The sequence below is a fragment of the Pelagibius sp. 7325 genome (genome assembly GCF_037652055.1).
Taxonomy (GTDB): Bacteria; Pseudomonadota; Alphaproteobacteria; order Kiloniellales; family Kiloniellaceae; genus Pelagibius.
On sequence record NZ_JBBKAH010000002.1, the window covers coordinates 277,023 to 294,617 of the forward strand.

Sequence of the window (17,595 nt, forward strand, 5' to 3'; positions counted from 1 at the left end):
CTGAACAGCGCCCTAACGCACGATCAGTTCGAAGCCAGGAACCGACCACGGGACGGCGGTGGCCTGCAGAGCGTCGACCAGGCGGCGGCGCTGTTCCAGGTCCTTGATGTTGGAAAGGATCATGGCGTCGAACTCCAGCTCCGGATGGTGCGCCTGGTGCAGAACGGCGAGAGCTGCCTCCTGGTCCACCGCGCGGTGGACACGGTCCTCGGCCGGCACGGCTGCGAGCGCCAGCGGCGCGGTGGGCTTCTCCGGGTCGGCCAGGCAGCCGTGCACGGAGAGGTAGACGAAGGCCTCTTCCAGCGCCGGCCCCTGGACCACCTGCAGCTTGAGGCCGCCGACGCGGCCGTAGCCATAGTTGCCGGCGCCGATCTCGGTCTCGTGCATGCGTTCGACCTGCGCCTCGGTCAGCCAGGTGACATAGACCTCGACACGCGTGCCTGGCGCCTCGTGGAGGGTGGCGGAGACCGAGCCGTAGCGCGTCATGTGGGCGGAGAACACCACGTCGTGGCCAGCGAGCTGAGCGCGGGTCACCGGGATGGTCGAGGCCTCGCCCGTCAGGTGGCCGAACTTGCGGTGCATCTGCTCGGGCGCGCGGTTGGAGCCGTGAGCAATGACCGGCACCCGGCCGGCCGTCAGCGCCGGATCGAGCGGACCGGCCAGCGGCGTCGCGTTGCCGTCGCGGTATAGATAGGAGCCGCCGGGCGCGGCATAGGGATAGCCCTTGGCCAGGCGCAGCAGCGCGTCGTCAGTCTCTGGAAGTGCCCAGGGCATGGATCCGCAGCCTCAGGGACCGGAAAGCGGTACCGGATCGGTCGAGCCGAAACTCAATCAGTGCAGGGGGGCGGTGCCTCGTTGTCGATGCACTCGATGCGGTAGCGGGTGGTGCACTCGTCCACCGTCTGCCAAGCATGCTTGGCCCACTCCTTCATCGCCGAGTCATAGTCGGCAAAGGGGCCGAACCACTTTTCATCACCGCCGACGGCCTCGACAAAGTGCGTATCTTTGTACTCACCGCCAACCACGTAGTATTGGATCATCAGGCTGCCGCCCCTCAACTTGAAAGCTTCTGTCACCAGCCTCCGCCGTTGAACGCGAATCTGCGCAAATTCAGCGAAGATCCCTATAAGGATAGGGAAAAATCGAACGCAATGTATAGTGCCTTTGCGTCATTTCAAGTTGGTTAATCCGGCAGGGTCCCGTTGTGTCATCTGCGCCATTTTCTTGCCTGAATCGGCCGGCGGGGCCATTCGGATGAATGAAGCGGCGGCGGGGCGGCTAAAGATTTGCGTCGGCCTCGCCAGAGGATAGATTAACCGCGGCCGCCCTGCACCTGTCCGGGTGGGGTACCTGTCCGGGTGGGGTAGCGGCCGGGCGAGCGCGGCAGGATGCCGGATTTGGGCCGAGTCGGCTCTTTGGGGGAGAATACAGCCAGATGGAATTCGGACTTACCGGCTTCAGCGTCCTGGTCATCGCCATCGTCGTGCTGGCGATCATCATCGTCACCATGAGCGTCAAGGCGGTGCCGCAGGGCTACGAGTACACGGTCGAGCGCTTCGGGCGCTACGTCAAGACGCTGCGCCCCGGTCTGGGCATGATCTTCCCGATCGTCGACCGCATCGGCGCCAAGCTGAATATGATGGAGACGGTGCTGGACGTGCCGCAGCAGGAGGTCATCACCCGCGACAACGCCCTGGTGCAGGTCGACGGCGTGGTCTTCTACCAGGTGCTCGACGCCGCCGCCGCCGCCTATGAGGTGCGCGACCTGGAGCGTGCGGTGCTCAATCTCACGATGACCAACATCCGCACCGTGATGGGCTCGATGGATCTCGACGAGCTGCTGTCGCGGCGCGACGATATCAACACCCGCCTCCTGCACGTGGTCGACGACGCCACCGAGCCCTGGGGCATCAAGGTGACGCGTATCGAGATCCTGGACATCACGCCGCCGACCGACCTGGTGGAGTCGATGGGCCGCCAGATGAAGGCCGAGCGCGACAAGCGCGCCACGGTGCTGGTCGCCGAGGGCGACCGCCAGGCCCAGGTGCTGCGCGCCGAGGGCGAAAAGCAGGCGCAGATCCTGGCGGCAGAGGGCCGCCGCGAGGCCGCCTTCCGCGACGCCGAGGCGCGCGAGCGCGAAGCGGAAGCCGAGGCAAAGGCCACCGCCATGGTGTCGGAGGCCATCGCCCGCGGCGACGTGAACGCGGTGAACTACTTCGTGGCACAACGCTATGTGGATGCGCTCGGCAAGTTCGCCGACTCCCCCAACCAGAAGACCTTCTTCCTGCCGCTCGAGGCGACCAGCCTGATCGGCGCGGTCGGGGGCATCGCCGAGATCGCGCGCGACGCCATGCAGCAGCGCGACGCCCGGCGCGGCCCCTGGGAAGGCGGCGGGGGCGGTGCCGCTAGCGGGGAGAAGAAGAGCTGATGATCAGTTTCGAGCAGATCGAATTCTGGAACTGGTGGGTCATCGCCGTCTTCCTGATCGGCATCGAGATCTTCGCACCCGGCGCCGTGTTCTTGTGGATGGGCATCGCCGCCGCCGCCGTCGGCTTCGTGCTGCTGGCCTTTCCGGAGACGACCTGGCAATTCCAGCTGCTGATCTTCGCCGTGCTCTCCGTGGTGTCGATCTACGTCTGGCGCTACCTGCTGCGCGACCGCTTCGCCAAGCCCGAGAGCGGACGCGTGCTGAACCGGCGCGGCGCCAGCTACGTCGGGCGCACCTTCACGCTGAAGGAGCCCATCGTCGACGGCAGCGGTCTGCTGCACGTCGACGACTCGCGCTGGAAGGTCGAAGGTGAGGACCTGCCGGCGGGCGCGAAAGTGAAGGTGACCGGCATCGACGGCACAGTTTTGAAAGTTGAACGAGCTTAATGCCCTTTGCTTCCCTGCGTGACTTCATCGACCGCCTGGAGCGTGCCGGGCGCCTGAAGCGCGTCACGGCGCCGGTGTCGCCCGACCTCGAGATGACCGAGATTCAGACCCGCCTCTTGGCCGAGGGCGGCCCGGCCGTGCTGTTCGAGAACGTCGTCCACGGCGACGGCCGCAAGGCGGAGATGCCGGTGCTGGTGAATCTCTTCGGCACCGTCGAGCGGGTCGCCTGGGGCATGGACCGCGAGCCGCACCAGTTGCGTGAGGTCGGCGAGACCCTGGCTTTCCTGCGCCAGCCGGAGCCGCCGGGCAGCCTGCGCGAAGCCTGGGAGCACCTGCCGCTCTTGAAAACCGTCATGGCGATGAAGCCGAAGACCGTCGGCACCGGACCTTGCCAGGAAGTCGTGCTGATGGGCGACGACATCGACCTCGGCCGCCTGCCGGTGCAGACCTGCTGGCCCGGCGAGCCGGCGCCGCTGATCACCTGGCCGCTAGTGGTGACGCGCGGGCCCAACCCCGACGGCGACAAGACCGACGACTTCAACCTCGGCATCTACCGCATGCAGGTAACCGGGCGCGACACCACCATCATGCGCTGGCTGAAGCACCGCGGCGGCGCCCAGCACCACCGGCGCTGGAAGGAAGAGAAGCGCGCACCGCTGCCCGTAGCGGCCGTCATCGGCGCTGACCCCGGCACCATCCTGGCCGCCGTGACGCCGGTGCCCGACACGCTGTCCGAGTATCACTTCGCCGGTCTGCTGCGCGGCCGCAAGGTCGAACTGGTCGACTGCAAGACGCAGCCGCTGAAGGTGCCGGCCGAGGCCGAGATCGTCATCGAGGGTGAGGTGTCGCTCGACGACACCGCCGAGGAGGGGCCCTACGGAGACCACACCGGCTACTACAACGCCGTCGAGCGTTTCCCGATATTCAAGGTGACGGCGATCACCATGCGGCGCGACCCGATCTATCTCTCGACCTTCACCGGGCGGCCGCCGGACGAGCCCTCGGTGCTGGGCGAAGGTCTCAACGAAGTTTTCATCCCGCTGCTGCAGCAGCAGTTCCCGGAGATCGTCGACTTCTGGCTGCCGCCAGAGGGCTGCAGCTACCGTATCGCCGTGGTCTCCATGAAGAAGGCCTACCCCGGCCACGCCAAGCGGGTGATGCTGGGGGTGTGGTCCTACCTGCGCCAGTTCATGTACACCAAGTGGGTTATCGTCGTGGACGCCAGCGTCGATGCGCGTGACTGGAAGGACGTCATGTGGGCGATCTCCACCAAGATGGATCCGGCGCGCGACATCACGGTCATCGAGCACACCCCCATCGACTACCTGGATTTCGCCTCGCCGGAAGATGGACTCGGCTCCAAGATCGGGCTGGACGCCACCGATAAGTGGCCGCCGGAGACCAAGCGCGAGTGGGGCCGCGAGATCCGCATGGACCAGGCGGTGATCGACCGCATCGACCAGCTGTGGCCGGACCTCGGCCTGCCCGGCAGCGGAAAATCGATCTGGAAGTAAGTCGGCCTCATGGATGGCCGCCTCGCCGTCCGGTTTTCCGGGCCGACGACACAATTGAAACCAATCGTTACATTCAAGCGTTTGGAGGCTCGCGATCCGGCGGCTAAGCTTGGGCGGCTAAACGAGCGTGTCGTAACGCCCTGCCAGTCGCCGCACCTTGATCGGCCCGCACCACGCGGGCGGGAAGTGGTTCTATGACAGAACGAAGCGCCGTGACCGACCTGACCGACTGCCTGACCATGCGAACCCGACCGCCCCAGCTGGCGCTGCGCTCGCCGATCAACCAGTTCGGCTACGACTACTGGCAGCGCAAGCGTGGCGGCCGCCCAATGCCGGCGCACGGCGATATCGATTCCGCCGAGATCGCGAAGATCCTGCCCCATGTCTTCCTGCTGGATGTGCGCCATCAGCCGCTGGATTTCCGCTACCGCCTGGTCGGCACCAAGATGGATGAGCACATGCTGGGCCGCTACACCGGGCTTTGGATGAGCCAGATCGAACACCAGCGCGCGCCGAGCCGCATCTGGTCCAACTGCCGGCGGGTCGCCCAGGAAGGTCTGCCGTTTAGCGGCGACACCCCCTACGTCGGCAAGAACAAGGCGTTCCTCACCACCGAAGACCTCATCATGCCGCTCGGCGACGACGGCGCCACGGTGGACATGCTGTTCGTCACCGTGGGTTTCGTTTAAGAGCCCGGCGCCCGCGACACAAGCCGCTACATCGGCGTGCAGGCGCCGAACACCACGAAAGCCACGTCCTCTCCAGCGACCGCCAAAACCAGGGCTCCGCTGTTTTGGCCGATCGTCGCACTCCAGGCACGCCCGGCCTGAGTGCCTTGAAGGATCAACTGCCCTCCACCCTCTTTGGTCGCCGTGATTTCTGACGTCCGTTCCTCCCCACCGGCACGAACCGTCCGGGCCATGCCTTTGTCGAAGTCGAGGAAGAAGAACTGCGGCGCGTCGATCGCCTCGGCGAGGCCCCGGATGCATCGGCTCCCCGGCTCGCAGTCGAAGGTTTCGACGGTGGAACAGACCAGCAGCGACTTGCCATCGATCTCCTGTGCCAATGCGGCGTGGGGCATCCCTATCAGGGCTAGGCCCAAGACCATACTCGCCAGCTTGTTCATATCCGCCTCCTAGCTGATCGTGTAGCCCCGCCCTTCCAGGCAGGCTTTCATGGCCCGGTTGTAGGTGTCGCGGCCCGAGGCGTTGGCGGGCTGGGCCTGCATCTGGGCCTGCTGCCGGCGGTAGGCTTCCTGCTGCGCGGCCTGCTGGCGGCGCTGGTCGTGCCGCCTGAAGCCGCCGAACAGCGCACCGGTCGCCGCGCCGGCCGCGGCACCCTTGCCGGCATCACCAAAGATGGCGCCGCCGACGGCACCGACAGCGGCGCCGCGCGCGGCACCACGAACCAACCCGCCTTCTGGTGCCTGGGCTGAGGGCGGCGGCGAGGCCGCGGGCTGCGGAGCCGCCGCAGCCGCGGTCGTGGGATCGAAGCCGGACTGCTGCACCGCCCAGGTGTGGCACTCATAACGGTCCTTATCCTGCTGGTCCTGGCTCTGGCCCTGGCTTGGATATACGATTAGCTGCTGCGCCAGGGCGGCATCACCCAGAAACCCGGCCAGCAAAGCGGCCATGGCCAGCGATCTCGAGAAGCGCTTTTCCATGCCGTCTCCTTTCCTGCCTTGCCTCCTGCCCCCCTTGGGGCGCCATTCTAACAAGCGGAGCGGCAAAGGCGCATAAGCCCAGAGGCCTACATACGAAGGGATTTCAGGCGGCGCCGGCTCGCCAAAATCCTTGACCCCTTCGCGCCCCGCCCCTACTTTTCCAAGGCTATGACGACCTCTTACGGACACCTGTCGCTTCGACTTATCGCCCCGGCCGCCTGAACAGCGCGCCGGGTAAAGCCGTCGTCCGACATTTTCCGGGGTCTGCAACAGACCCAAGTCCCTGAGAGAGGTTCGCTCCGATGAGCGACAGTCCGCGAAAAACCCCAGAATATTGCGCTTTCCGCCCGTCCCGGCCGTTCCATGCCTGTCTGAACCGGGCGCTGGCCCCCAATAGCCCGGGAGCCCCGCGACTTAGCGGCGGCCGCTGCGCCTTGCCGGCGCCGCAGCGGCTGTAGCCCCGCCCGCATCCCGACATTACCGAAACAAAAGGCCCGGCAGCGGGCAGAGCGCCCCGAAGAGCGGCGCCGCCCCGCCCGGCGAGAAGGAACAAAGATCATGAGTAGCAAGCAACGGCGTGTAAATCCGGCCGAGAAGTACACCGCCTTCAAGCCCATCGACCTGCCCGACCGTCAGTGGCCCGGCCGGGTCATCACCGAGCCGCCGATCTGGTGCTCGGTCGACCTGCGCGACGGCAACCAAGCCCTGATCGAGCCAATGGACGGCGCCCGCAAGCGGCGCATGTTCAAGCTGCTGGTCGAGATGGGCTACAAGGAGATCGAGGTGGGCTTCCCCTCCGCCTCGCAGACCGATTTCGACTTCGTGCGCGAGCTCATCGAGCAGGACATGATCCCCGGTGACGTCACCATCCAGGTGTTGACCCAGTCGCGCGACCATCTGATCGACCGCACCTTCGAGGCCATCCGGGGCGCACGCCGGGTCATCGTCCACCTCTACAACTCGACCTCCACCCTGCAGCGCCGCGTCGTGTTCGGCCTGGACCGGGCGGGCATCGTCGACATCGCGGTGAAGGGCGCCCAGCGGGTGCGCGACCTGGCGGCGCAGATGGAACAGGAGAGCGATACCGAGATCGTCTACCAGTACTCGCCGGAGAGCTTCACCGGCACCGAGATGGACTTCGCCAAGGAGATCTGCGAGGCGGTGATGGACGTCTGGCAGCCGACGCCGCAAAAGAAAACCATCCTGAACCTGCCGGCCACGGTGGAGATGTCGACGCCGAACATCTATGCCGATCAGATCGAGTGGTTCCATCGCAACATCCGGGACCGCGAGTCCATCGTGCTGTCGCTGCATCCGCACAACGACCGCGGCACCGGCGTCGCCGCCGCCGAGCTGGGCGTCATGGCCGGCGCCGACCGCATCGAGGGCACGTTGTTCGGCAACGGCGAGCGCACCGGCAACGTCGACCTGGTGACCCTGGGCCTCAACATGTTTACCCAGGGCATCGATCCGGGCATCGACTTCTCAGACATCGACCGCATCCGCGAGACCGCCGAATACTGCAACCAGCTGCCGGTGCCCGAGCGCCATCCTTATGCCGGCGACCTGGTGTTCACCGCTTTCTCCGGTTCCCACCAGGACGCCATCAAGAAGGGCATGGTGGCGATGAAACAGAGCAATTCCGGCCAGTGGGAGGTTCCCTACCTGCCGATCGACCCGCGCGATGTCGGGCGCTCCTACGAGGCCGTGGTGCGCATCAACAGCCAGTCGGGCAAGGGCGGCATCGCCTATATCCTGCAAGCCGAGTACGGCCTGGAACTGCCGAGGAAGCTGCAGGTGGCGTTCAGCCAGAAGGTGCAGCAAGAGGCCGACCGCAGCGGCAAGGAAATCACGCCGCAGCAGATCTGGAACCTCTTCGACGCGACCTACCTGGCGCCGCGCGACCCCTATGCCTTCATTGAGCACCGCTCGGTGCCCGACACCCACGCCTCTGAGATGCGGCAACTCACTGCCGTCATCGAGGAGAGCGGCTCACGCCGCGAGATCCAGGGCAGCGGCAACGGTCCCATCGCCGCTTTCGTCAACGCCCTGCGCAAGGACTGCGGCGTCGAGATCAAGGTGCATGACTATCACGAGCACGCGGTGGGGGCCGGTGCCGATGCCAAGGCGGTCGCCTACGTCGAGGCCGAGGCGGCAGACGGTGCCGTCTTCTGGGGCGTCGGCCAGCACGCCAACATCGTGGTCGCCTGCCTCAAAGCGGTGGTGAGCGCCGCCAACCAGATGGCCGCCGCCGCCGAACCGGACAGCGCCGGCAAAGCCGCGTAACCCCTTTTTGTCTGACCTCTTGCAGAAGGCCGGGACCGCAGGGTCCCGGCCTTCTTCGTGACCTCTGTGTGGCTGCCGCAGGGCGCCGCCCACTGTTTCGCCTTAGCCGCGCCAGAACATTTGCCGGCATACTGTCTTTGGGTGGTGAATCTCCTGTGAGAGGTGCCCTTCATGACCGCCGGCCGACTTCTGCGCCTGGCCACAGCAAGCGAATGCGGCAGCCTTTCGGCTCTGGCCCTGCGATCCAAAGCCTATTGGGGCTACGATCCCCTCTTCCTGCAGGCCTGTCGCGAGGAGCTCACCGTCGATCCCAAGGCCGCCACCGCCGGGCGCGTGGTGGTGCTGGTGGAGGAAGAGACCACCCTCGGCTTCTACGCCCTCTCCCCCGGCGAGCGGCGCGAGGAGGCGGAGATCAGCCTGCTGTTCGTCGAGCCGGCCGTCATCGGCCACGGCATCGGCAGAGCCCTCTGGGAGCACGCCGTCGCCAAGGCACGCGCTCAGGGCCTGAAGCGTCTGAAAGTACTGAGCGATCCTTTCGCACTGGGGTTCTACCGCGCCGTCGGCGCCACCCTCTCCGGCAAGATCCGCTCCGCCGTGCGCGCGCCCGACGGCAGCGAACGCTGCCTGCCGGTGCTGCATTTCGAGCTCTAAGCCCCTATATTCCCTGCAGCAGCACGCCCGCCCCTTCCCTCCCCGCACCAGAGAGGCCTTATGACCGCAACGGATGATCCGCTTTCCCTCTTGGGCGATCTCATCGCCAAAGCCAAGAAGGCCGGCGCAGAGGCCGCCGATGCCGTGCATTTCAGTTCCATCGGCCTGTCCCACGCCCAGCGCCTTGGCCAGCCGGAGCGCCTGGAGCGCGAGGAAAGCCACGACATCGGCCTCCGCGTCATGCTGGGCCGGCGCCAGGCCATCGTGTCCTCCACCGACACGGCCGCCGACAGCCTGGACGAGCTGGTCGAGCGTGCGCTGGCCATGGCCAAGGTGGTGCCGGATGACCCCTATTGTGGGCTCGCCGCGCCGGACGAACTGGCCAAGACGGTGCCCGACATCGACATCCTGGACAGCGACGAGCCGGCGCCCGAAGTGCTGATCGAGCGCGCCCGCGTCTGCGAAGAGGCCGCCCGCGCCGTCTCCGGCGTCACCAACTCCGAAGGCGCCGAGGCGAGCTGGAGCCGCGTCGAGATCGCGCTGGTGACCTCCAACGGCTTCGCGCAAGGCTACGCCCGCTCAGGCCACTCGGTCGGCGTCTCGGTGATCGCCGGCGAAGGCCTGGGCATGGAGAGCGACTACGAGTTCGCCTCCGCCGTCTATGGCCGGGAGCTGGACGATCCCGCCAAAGTCGGCCGGCGCGCCGGCGAACGGGCGGTGAAGCGCCTGGGCGCCAAGAAGCCGCCGACCCGGCGGCTGCCGGTGGTCTACGACCCCAGGGTTTCCAACAGTATGCTGCGCCACCTGGCCGGCGCCATCTCCGGCCCCTCGATCGCGCGCGGCACCTCGTTCCTGAAGGACAAGCTGGACCAGCAGATCTTCGCCCCGGGGATCACCGTGGTCGACGACCCGCACCGGCCGCACGGCCTTGCTTCCAAGCCCTTCGACGGCGAAGGGCTGGCCAACCGGCGCATGAACATCGTCGAGCAGGGGCGCCTCACCACCTGGATCCTGGACCTGAGTTCGGCGCGCCAGCTGGGCCTGACATCCACCGGCCATGCGGCGCGCGGCACCTCCAGCCCGCCCTCACCCTCGACCTCCAACCTCTACATGGAGCCGGGGACTCTCACGCCCGAGCAACTGATCGGCGAGATCGACGAGGGCTTCTATATCACCGGGATGATGGGCATGGGCATCAACGGCGTCACCGGCGACTATTCGCGTGGCGCCTCGGGCTTCCGCATCGAAAAGGGCGAACTGACCGTGCCGATCAGCGAAGCCACCGTCGCCGGCAACCTGAAGGAAATGTTCCTGAAGCTGACCCCGGCCAACGACCTGGTGTTCAAGTACGCGGTGAACGCGCCGACCCTGCGCATCGACGGCATGATGCTGGCCGGGAACTAAGCCGTCCTATTTCCGGCTAGTCCCGGTCGGGGGCGCCGAGGGGGAACAGCGGCCGGAAGGGCCGCGCCTCGTCGACGGCTCTGGCGAAGGACGGCCGGGCGAGCAAACGCCGGCGATAGGCCCGCACCGACGCGAAGTCTTCGCCGATGGGATGCACCCAGTCGGCATAGAACAGCGCCGGCGCCGCCGCGCAGTCGGCCAGGCTGAAGTCGCCGCCGGCCCCCCAGTCGCGCGCCGCCATGACGCCGTCGAGCCAGCGATAGGCCGTATCCAGCATCGCCCTGGCTTCCCCGACCCCGTAGGGATCGCGGCTCGCCTCCGGGCGCAGGCTGTCGCCCACCACTTTCTGCATCGGCGTCATCACGTAGATGTCGAAGAAGCGGTCCATCTTGCGTGCCTCCAGGGCCGCCGCCGGATCCTCGGGCAACAGGCGCCGCGGCCCCGGCCGCTTCAGCATGAGATGCTCGATGATGATGCTGCTTTCGATCACCGTCTCGCCGCCGTCGACCAGCACGGGAAAGCGCTTCATGGGCCAGAGAGCCGCAAGCTCGGCTCCCGCCGCCGGGTCGTCCGGGCCGAGTATCCGGTAATCGAAGGGCGTCTCGTTCTCATAGAGGGCGATGAGCACCTTCTGGCAGTAAGACGAGAAGGGATGGGCATAGAGGACCGGCGGCATCGGCTTCGTCCCGGCTGCTGTTCAGAAGCCTCTTTCTACCGATTCTGCTTTTATTTTGCAACCAGTTGCGAGGCCGGTCGCCGCCGGCCGGATCAGCCAGCCGTGACCATTCGCAGGGCGTCGGGCAGCGCGAAGATGCGCACCGGCAGCTGGGCGATGATGTCGCCGTCGGCCTGCAGCGGCGCGGCGGGATCACCCTCGATGTGGATGTCGCGGCCGGTGACGATGCGGAAGGTGTCGTCCTGGCGCAGCCGGCCGCACTGCAGCGCCATGGCGTAGCGCAGGATGTGGCAGGTGTCGCCATGACGAAACAGGCAGACGTGCAGCAGCGGATCAGCCAGCCGCGCCTCCGGCGCCAGCAGATAGCGTCCCCCATAGAAGCGCGCATTGCTGACCACCACGGAGGCCGCCTCGTAGATCCGGCCGTCGATCGTCACCTTCAGCGGCGGCGGCTTTTCCCGGCTCATCTGATAAAGCCCCTGCAGGACATAGGCGCCCTTGCCGATGAGGCGCTTCACGCGCAGGTCGATGCCGGCCACCACGCGGGCGTCGAAGCCGGCCCCGGCCATGAGGGAGAAGGCGCGGCCCTCGCCGTTGGCGGCCTCGGCACGGCCCAGGGAGACCGGCAGTGCCGGCCCCTCGGCAATCACCCGGGCGATCTGCGCCGGATCGAGGTCGAGCCCCAGCTCGGCGGCCAGCACGTTGGCGGTGCCGAGCGGCAGCACGGCCAGGGGTGGCGCCGCCTCGCCCTCCTCTCTGTTGAGGGTGATCAGGCCGTTGACCACCTCGTTGATGGTGCCGTCGCCGCCGGCGGCGACCACCAGGTCGTGGGCGGCCGGATCCGCCGTCCGCGCGAAGACCGCCGCGTCGCCCGCCGCCGTGGTGGGGCGCACGTCCATCTGACAGCCGCGGTCGGCGAGCCCCGCCAGCACGGCTTCGAAGCGCCGGCGGCGGCGGCCTCCGGCGGTCGGGTTGTAGATCACCAACAGACGCCGCGGGGCGCCGGGCCTGAGCTGCGAATCGGGCATGGTGGCCGCGATCATAAGGCTTCAGGCGTTAAAATCCATGACCACGTTGCCCTGGAAGCCCCGGAAAAGGCGGCTTTTGGCCGCGTGACGCCCAAGCAGGCTGCATGGTAAACTGCGGTCTTCATCAACGGCTGACGGCGCCTCTTAAAGGGCCCCCGGACGATTTGTCGGACAAACCCCACATTTCCAAAGAGCCCCGCGCTTCCAAACAGAAAGTCGATCTGCGCGACGAGCACACAAAGGTGCTGGTCCGCCGCCTTGTGCGCGACTACGTCGCCCGGCACAAGGGCCGCATCGCCCTCGCCCTCTTGGGCATGGGCATCGTCGCCGGCACCACCGCGGCCTTCACCCAGCTGATCAAGCCGGTGGTGAACGAGATCTTCATCAACAAAGAATCCACGCTGCTCTATCCCATCGCGCTGGCCACCATTGCCGTCTTCACGCTGCGCGGCTTTGCCGCGTACAGCCAGGCGGTGCTGATGAGCTATGTCGGCCACCGCGTCGTCGCCAGGATCCAGCAGCAGCTGTTCGACAAGCTGGTCGGCGCCGACCTGGCGTTCTTCCACCACAACGCGCCGGGCACACTGATCTCTCACTTCATCAACGACGTGAACCTGCTGCGCAACATGGCCTCCAACACCCTGACGGCCATCGGTAAGGACAGCCTGACGGCGATCTTCCTGATCGGCGTCATGTTCGCGGAGGACTGGCTGCTGGCGCTGATCACCACGGTGATCCTGCCGCTGGCGATCCTGCCGTCGGTGCGCATCGGGCGATCCATGCGCAAGGTCTCCGGCAAGAACCAGGTGCAGGTCGGGCGCCTCACCACGCTGTTGGACGAGGCTTTCCAGGGTATCCGCCACGTGAAGGCCTACGTCATGGAGCGCTATGAATCGAAGCGCGCCGACGATGCCATCGAGGAAGTCTTTCGACTCAATCAGAAATCGGCGCGGGTCAGCAACATCATCCATCCGGTGATGGAGGCGCTCGGCGGCTTCGCCATCGCGGCGGTCATCCTCTACGGCGGCAGCGAAGTGATCAGCGGCGACCGCGACGCAGGCTCGCTCTTCACTTTCATTTTCGCGCTGCTGCTCGCCTACGAACCCTTGAAGCGACTGAGCAAGCTGAACGCCATGCTGCAGAACGGCCTCGCCGCCGCGCAGCGTGTTTTCGCGCTGCTCGACCTGCCGCCGCAGATCGTTGACGCGCCTGACGCCAAGCCGCTGAAAATAGAGGTCGGCGAGGTACGCTTTTCCGGCGTGCATTTCTCTTACGATGGCGCCAAGGCAGCGCTGCACGGCATCAGCCTGGAGGCGCCCGGCGGCAAGACGGTGGCGCTGGTCGGCCCCTCCGGCGCCGGCAAGTCGACCATCCTGAACCTCATCCCGCGCTTCTACGACCCGGAGCAGGGCCGCGTCACCATCGACGGCCAGGATCTGCGCCACGTCACGCTCGACTCGCTGCGCCATGCCATCGCCCTGGTCAGCCAGGAGATCCTGCTGTTCGACGACACGGTGCGCGCCAACATCGCCTACGGCCGCCCCGGCGCCAGCGACGCAGCCATCGAAGAGGCGGCGCGCATGGCCGGTGCACATGATTTCATCTCCGGCTTCGCCGAGGGCTACGAAACCCAGGTCGGCCCGCGCGGTTCGAACCTCTCCGGCGGTCAGCGCCAGCGCATCGCCATCGCGCGGGCGATGCTGAAGGACGCGCCGATCCTGCTGCTCGACGAGGCGACCTCGGCCCTCGACAGCGAGTCCGAACGCCACGTGCAGCGGGCCCTCAATCAGCTGATGAGCGGACGCACAACCTTCGTCATCGCCCACCGCCTCTCGACCGTGGTCGACGCCGACCTCATCTATGTCATCGAGGACGGCCGGATCATCGAGCGCGGCAGCCATACCGAACTGCTGGCGCGCGGCGGCCACTACGCGCGGCTCTATGCCCTGCAGTTCGCCGAGCAGGAGGACGGCGCCTCTAAAGAGCCTGCCAAAGACCTCCGCATCCAGGCCTAAGCGGCCGCAGCGGTCTTCCACGCAGATGAAGCTGTTCTCCAACGCGATCAGATCGGAACCGGTGCAGCGGCTGCTCGGCGGCGGCGTCGCGGCCATGATGTGGCTGTTCCACCTCACGGTGCGCTGGCGTCGCGACATCCATCCGGAAACCCAGGCGCTGCTCGATGACGGGAAGCCGGTCATCCTCTGCCTGTGGCACGGCCGTATGTTCTTCCTCTCCGGCGGCTGGGCGAAGCCGCCCGAGCGCCTCGGCGTGCTGGCCTCCGGCCATCGCGATGGCCAGCTGATCGCCCGTGGCGCCAAATCCTTCGGCGGCTACGACACGGTGTCGGGCTCCAGCCGGCGTGGCGGGGTCACCGCCTTGCGCGGTATGAGCCGGCTGCTCGACCAGGGCATTACCGTCGTGATTACACCCGACGGCCCGAAAGGCCCCCGCATGCGCTTCAAAGCCGGCGCGGTGAAGGCGGCGCAGATGACCGGTGCGCCGCTGGTGGCGCTGACCGGCAGCGCCCGGCCGCGCAAGGTTTTCGACACCTGGGACCGCTTCTGCGTGCCACTGCCCTTCGCGCGCGCGGTCATTCACTTCGGCCCCCCGGTCTACGTGCCGCGCGACGCTGACGACGCGGTGCAGGAGCGCTGCCGCCAGGCCGCCGAGGACAGCCTCAACGATCTCACCAATGCCGCCGAGCGCACGCTCGGCCAGGAGGAAATCAAGGCGGCCCCCACTGACTCCCTGCACCGCGGCACCGGCCATGCGCGCGCCTGAATTCTGGCGCCACGACGGCCTGACCGCCCGCCTGCTGGGCCCACTCGGCCTCGCCTACCACGGCGCCGGCATCCTGCGCCGCGCCCTCACCAGGCCGTGGCGGTCCCCGGTACCGGTGATCTGCGTCGGCAACCTGGTCGCCGGCGGCGCCGGCAAGACCCCGGTGGTGCTGTCCCTGCTGGCGATCCTCGCGGAGCGCGGCCTGCGGCCGGTGGCGCTGACCCGCGGCTACGGCGGCTCGACGGCCGGGCCGCTGCGCGTCGACCCGGAACGCCACGACGCCCGCAAGGTGGGTGACGAAGCGCTGCTGCTGGCGGCAACCGCCACCACCTGGGTCGCGCGCGACCGCGTCGACGGCGCCAAGGAAGCGGTCGAGGAAGGCGCCGGTGCCCTCGTCATGGACGACGGCTTCCAGAATGCCAGCCTGAAGAAGGACCTGTCGCTGCTGGTGGTCGATGCCGCCTACGGTTTCGGCAACGGCCGGGTGATGCCGGCCGGGCCGTTGCGCGAGACGGTCGAGAGCGGCCTTGCCCGCGCCGACGCGGTGGTGCTGATCGGGGACAGGGCCCTCGGCGAGACGGAGCACCAGCGCTTCGCGGGGCGGCCGGTGCTGCGCGCATGCCTGGAGCCGCGGGACCGCCGCCTCGCGGGCCGGCGCGTCTTCGCTTTCGCCGGCATCGGCCGGCCGGAGAAGTTTTTCGACACGCTTCGCGCCCTGGGCGCCGAGGTCGCCGGCAGCGAGGCCTTCGCCGACCACCAGCCCTACGATGCCGCGATGCTGGCGCGCTTGCGTCGTGCCGCCGCCGCCGCGAAGGCGCAGCTCGTCACCACCGCCAAGGACGCCGCACGGCTTGGCGCGCTGCTGTCGCCCGACATTGCCGTGCTTGACGTCACCCTGGTGTGGGAGGACAAGGACGCCCTGCTCCGCCTGCTGGAGGGGCTTGCCGAAAAACCCAAAAGGACGGCGGTTTCATGACCGGCTGGGCTCACAAGCACCAACCCTGGCGCAAGGCGCTGCGGTCGTTCCGCCATGCCGCCGAGGCGCTGCTGCAGGCTCTGCTCATGGGCTTCTTCTGGCTGCTGCCGGTCGACTGGGCCTCCGGTCTCGGCGGCTGGCTGACGCGCCAGATCGGCACCCGCCTTTCGACCAGCCGGCGCGCAATGAAACACCTGGCCATCGCCTTCCCGGAGATGCCGGAGGCCGAGCGCAGGGTCGTCGTGGCCAGCATGTGGGACAACCTCGGCCGCATGATCGCCGAGTATCCGCATCTCGGCACCATCGCCGATCCCGCCTCGGGTCGCGTCGAGGTGCTGCATGCCGAGCGCATGGTCGGTGTGCAGCAGGGCGGCAAGCCCTTCATCGGCTTTTCCGCCCACATGGCGAATTTCGAGCTGATGCCGATCGTCGCCTATAACCACGGCCTCAACCTCACCGTGGTCTCGCGCCCGGTGAACAACCCCTTCATCCAGCGCATTCTGCTGTACTTCCGCGAAAGGCCCACCGGCAATTGGGGGAAGGTGCCCAAGGGCATCGAAGGCGGCCGCCAGACCGTGAAGCTGCTCGATCAGGGACTCAACCTCGGCGTCCTGGTCGACCAGCGCACCAGCCAGGGCGTTGCCCTGCCGCTGTTCGGACACCCGGCGCGCACCACCCTCGGCATCGCCAAGCTGGCCATCGACAAGGACCTGCCGATCGTGCCGGTACACCTTGAGCGCCTCGGCGGCGCACGCTTCCGCATCACCCTGGAAGAGCCGGTCGCCGTTCCCCGCCTGGGCGACCGGCAGGAGGAAGCCAAGGCGATGATGACCGAGGTGAACCGCATCATCGAGCGCTGGGTCCGCCAGCGCCCCGGCGACTGGCTGTGGCTGCACCGCCGGTGGGACCGGCCGTAGCCTACTCGGTCTTCGGCATCGGCGGCACCAGCAGCGCGGGATCGATGCGCTCGTCGTGCCAGTTCATGCGCCAGTCGAGGTGCGCACCGGTGACGCGGCCCGACTTGCCCATCAGCGCCACCACCTCGCCCTGCTTCACCCGCTGGCCTTCCGTCACCAGGATCTTGTCCAGGTGCAGGAAGGACGACGACAGGCCGTGGCCGTGATCCATGATGAGGGTGGCACCGGAGAAATACATCTCGGGATGGGCGAGAGTGACCACGCCGTCGGCCGGCGCCATCACCGGCGTGCCGACGGGTCCGGCGATGTCGACGCCGTAATGCGGCTGGCGCGGCTCGCCGTTGAGGATGCGCTGGGAACCGTAGACGCCGGAGATAGGCCCCTGGGCCGGCCAGATGAAGCCCGAGTCGAAGTCGGTCTCCGGGCGGTCGGCCTCGCGCGCCTTGGCCGCCGCCGCGGCATCGGCGCGAATGCGCGCCAGCACTTCCTCGGGCGGGCTCACGTAGTCTTTCTGGATGCCGTCGATGCGCTGGATGTCGTAGTCGCGCTGCGCGATCTCCAGCGCGCGAGTCTCCACCGAACCGTCCGGCGCGGTCACGCTCAACGTGGCGGTCGGCGCCGCCTCGCGTCCGAAGCCGAAGATGAAGCGGCCATCCGAGGTCAGGCGCAGCGGTCTGCCGTCCAGGCTGGCGGTCGCGCCCGGCACCGCCTGGCCGAAGACCAAGCCGCCCTGGGTGAAGCTGCCCTTCAGCATCACCTCTGCCGCCTGCGCTTGCATGGCGGCGAAACAGAAAACAGCGGCAGCAAGGGTGCGGATCATAGTCC

Annotated in this window: 18 protein-coding genes; 11 read left to right on the plus strand and 7 right to left on the minus strand. The window is 67.4% G+C overall.

The genetic code is table 11. The features are described from left to right. Positions 1-12: 12 nt before the first annotated feature. Together WDC82_RS03215 and WDC82_RS03220 are read right to left on the minus strand one after the other, a co-directional pair. On the minus strand, positions 13-774 hold the full coding sequence (locus WDC82_RS03215) for a hypothetical protein (protein WP_340115811.1): 762 nt from the start codon (positions 772-774) through the stop codon (positions 13-15). 53 nt (positions 775-827) lie between these two features. Continuing rightward, positions 828-1,076, minus strand: coding sequence for a DUF4170 domain-containing protein (locus tag WDC82_RS03220; protein ID WP_340115812.1), 249 nt, complete (start codon positions 1,074-1,076; stop codon positions 828-830). Between the two features lie 359 nt (positions 1,077-1,435). On the opposite strand from WDC82_RS03220, the gene WDC82_RS03225 reads away from it, so the two are divergent. From WDC82_RS03225 to WDC82_RS03240, 4 genes are all read left to right on the plus strand, one after another. After that, entirely contained in the window at positions 1,436-2,428 is a 993-nt protein-coding gene (locus tag WDC82_RS03225; RefSeq protein WP_340115813.1) for an SPFH domain-containing protein, read from the plus strand. Beyond that, positions 2,428-2,874: an NfeD family protein gene (locus tag WDC82_RS03230; RefSeq protein ID WP_340115814.1), complete on the plus strand. Its 447-nt coding sequence runs from the start codon at positions 2,428-2,430 to the stop codon at positions 2,872-2,874. The genes WDC82_RS03225 and WDC82_RS03230 overlap by 1 nt, the downstream gene beginning before the upstream one ends. Then, positions 2,874-4,388 carry a UbiD family decarboxylase gene (locus tag WDC82_RS03235; protein ID WP_340115815.1) on the plus strand — a complete coding sequence of 505 codons (1,515 nt, stop codon included), beginning with the start codon at positions 2,874-2,876 and terminating at the stop codon, positions 4,386-4,388. The genes WDC82_RS03230 and WDC82_RS03235 overlap by 1 nt, the downstream gene beginning before the upstream one ends. Positions 4,389-4,582: 194 nt before the next feature. Beyond that, positions 4,583-5,077 carry a PAS domain-containing protein gene (locus tag WDC82_RS03240; RefSeq protein WP_340115816.1) on the plus strand — a complete coding sequence of 165 codons (495 nt, stop codon included), beginning with the start codon at positions 4,583-4,585 and terminating at the stop codon, positions 5,075-5,077. Positions 5,078-5,103: 26 nt separating this feature from the next. On the opposite strand, the gene WDC82_RS03245 is transcribed toward WDC82_RS03240, so the two are convergent. Then, a complete protein-coding gene (locus WDC82_RS03245) occupies positions 5,104-5,514 on the minus strand; it encodes a hypothetical protein (protein ID WP_340115817.1) in 411 nt (136 codons plus the stop codon). Between the two features lie 9 nt (positions 5,515-5,523). Next, entirely contained in the window at positions 5,524-6,051 is a 528-nt protein-coding gene (locus WDC82_RS03250; protein WP_340115818.1) for a glycine zipper family protein, read from the minus strand. 558 nt (positions 6,052-6,609) lie between these two features. Here WDC82_RS03250 and leuA point away from each other — a divergent pair. The 3 genes from leuA (at position 6,610) to WDC82_RS03265 (ending at position 10,392) form a co-directional block, all read left to right on the plus strand. Further along, a complete protein-coding gene (gene leuA, locus WDC82_RS03255) occupies positions 6,610-8,337 on the plus strand; it encodes a 2-isopropylmalate synthase (protein WP_340115819.1) in 1,728 nt (575 codons plus the stop codon). A 171-nt stretch (positions 8,338-8,508) separates the two neighbouring features. Continuing rightward, complete coding sequence (locus WDC82_RS03260) at positions 8,509-8,988, plus strand: GNAT family N-acetyltransferase (protein ID WP_340115820.1); 480 nt, start codon at positions 8,509-8,511, stop codon at positions 8,986-8,988. A gap of 60 nt (positions 8,989-9,048) precedes the next feature. After that, positions 9,049-10,392, plus strand: a complete 1,344-nt coding sequence (locus WDC82_RS03265) for a TldD/PmbA family protein (RefSeq protein WP_340115821.1) — start codon at positions 9,049-9,051, stop codon at positions 10,390-10,392. A gap of 16 nt (positions 10,393-10,408) precedes the next feature. On the opposite strand, the gene WDC82_RS03270 is transcribed toward WDC82_RS03265, so the two are convergent. Both WDC82_RS03270 and WDC82_RS03275 read right to left on the minus strand, forming a co-directional pair. Continuing rightward, positions 10,409-11,068 carry a glutathione S-transferase family protein gene (locus WDC82_RS03270; RefSeq protein ID WP_340115822.1) on the minus strand — a complete coding sequence of 220 codons (660 nt, stop codon included), beginning with the start codon at positions 11,066-11,068 and terminating at the stop codon, positions 10,409-10,411. 92 nt (positions 11,069-11,160) lie between these two features. After that, positions 11,161-12,096 (minus strand): diacylglycerol kinase family protein, encoded by a 936-nt coding sequence (locus tag WDC82_RS03275; protein WP_340115823.1) that lies wholly within the window; start codon positions 12,094-12,096, stop codon positions 11,161-11,163. Positions 12,097-12,260: 164 nt separating this feature from the next. Between WDC82_RS03275 and WDC82_RS03280 the strand changes: the two genes are divergently transcribed. Genes WDC82_RS03280 through WDC82_RS03295 form a run of 4 tightly spaced genes read left to right on the plus strand, consistent with a single transcriptional unit; the run spans position 12,261 to position 16,770 of the window. Then, on the plus strand, positions 12,261-14,111 hold the full coding sequence (locus WDC82_RS03280; protein WP_340115824.1) for an ABC transporter ATP-binding protein: 1,851 nt from the start codon (positions 12,261-12,263) through the stop codon (positions 14,109-14,111). A gap of 25 nt (positions 14,112-14,136) precedes the next feature. After that, a complete protein-coding gene (locus tag WDC82_RS03285; RefSeq protein ID WP_340115825.1) occupies positions 14,137-14,877 on the plus strand; it encodes a lysophospholipid acyltransferase family protein in 741 nt (246 codons plus the stop codon). Next, entirely contained in the window at positions 14,864-15,853 is a 990-nt protein-coding gene (gene lpxK / locus WDC82_RS03290; protein ID WP_340115826.1) for a tetraacyldisaccharide 4'-kinase, read from the plus strand. Before WDC82_RS03285 ends, lpxK begins: the two co-directional genes overlap by 14 nt. Next, positions 15,850-16,770, plus strand: coding sequence for a lauroyl acyltransferase (locus WDC82_RS03295; protein ID WP_340115827.1), 921 nt, complete (start codon positions 15,850-15,852; stop codon positions 16,768-16,770). Before lpxK ends, WDC82_RS03295 begins: the two co-directional genes overlap by 4 nt. Position 16,771: 1 nt before the next feature. On the opposite strand, the gene WDC82_RS03300 is transcribed toward WDC82_RS03295, so the two are convergent. After that, on the minus strand, positions 16,772-17,590 hold the full coding sequence (locus tag WDC82_RS03300; protein ID WP_340115828.1) for a M23 family metallopeptidase: 819 nt from the start codon (positions 17,588-17,590) through the stop codon (positions 16,772-16,774). Positions 17,591-17,595: the final 5 nt, after the last annotated feature.

Bases quoted from the DNA above. Each gene is read 5' to 3' on its own strand.
- WDC82_RS03215 (WP_340115811.1), bottom strand. From the start codon at position 774: ATGCCCTGGGCACTTCCAGAGACTGACGACGCGCTGCTGCGCCTGGCC.
- WDC82_RS03225 (WP_340115813.1), top strand. From the start codon at position 1,436: ATGGAATTCGGACTTACCGGCTTCAGCGTCCTGGTCATCGCCATCGTC.
- WDC82_RS03230 (WP_340115814.1), top strand. From the start codon at position 2,428: ATGATCAGTTTCGAGCAGATCGAATTCTGGAACTGGTGGGTCATCGCC.
- WDC82_RS03235 (WP_340115815.1), top strand. From the start codon at position 2,874: ATGCCCTTTGCTTCCCTGCGTGACTTCATCGACCGCCTGGAGCGTGCC.
- WDC82_RS03240 (WP_340115816.1), top strand. From the start codon at position 4,583: ATGACAGAACGAAGCGCCGTGACCGACCTGACCGACTGCCTGACCATG.
- WDC82_RS03245 (WP_340115817.1), bottom strand. From the start codon at position 5,514: ATGAACAAGCTGGCGAGTATGGTCTTGGGCCTAGCCCTGATAGGGATG.
- WDC82_RS03250 (WP_340115818.1), bottom strand. From the start codon at position 6,051: ATGGAAAAGCGCTTCTCGAGATCGCTGGCCATGGCCGCTTTGCTGGCC.
- leuA (WP_340115819.1), top strand. From the start codon at position 6,610: ATGAGTAGCAAGCAACGGCGTGTAAATCCGGCCGAGAAGTACACCGCC.
- WDC82_RS03260 (WP_340115820.1), top strand. From the start codon at position 8,509: ATGACCGCCGGCCGACTTCTGCGCCTGGCCACAGCAAGCGAATGCGGC.
- WDC82_RS03265 (WP_340115821.1), top strand. From the start codon at position 9,049: ATGACCGCAACGGATGATCCGCTTTCCCTCTTGGGCGATCTCATCGCC.
- WDC82_RS03270 (WP_340115822.1), bottom strand. From the start codon at position 11,068: ATGCCGCCGGTCCTCTATGCCCATCCCTTCTCGTCTTACTGCCAGAAG.
- WDC82_RS03275 (WP_340115823.1), bottom strand. From the start codon at position 12,096: ATGCCCGATTCGCAGCTCAGGCCCGGCGCCCCGCGGCGTCTGTTGGTG.
- WDC82_RS03285 (WP_340115825.1), top strand. From the start codon at position 14,137: ATGAAGCTGTTCTCCAACGCGATCAGATCGGAACCGGTGCAGCGGCTG.
- lpxK (WP_340115826.1), top strand. From the start codon at position 14,864: ATGCGCGCGCCTGAATTCTGGCGCCACGACGGCCTGACCGCCCGCCTG.
- WDC82_RS03295 (WP_340115827.1), top strand. From the start codon at position 15,850: ATGACCGGCTGGGCTCACAAGCACCAACCCTGGCGCAAGGCGCTGCGG.
- WDC82_RS03300 (WP_340115828.1), bottom strand. From the start codon at position 17,590: ATGATCCGCACCCTTGCTGCCGCTGTTTTCTGTTTCGCCGCCATGCAA.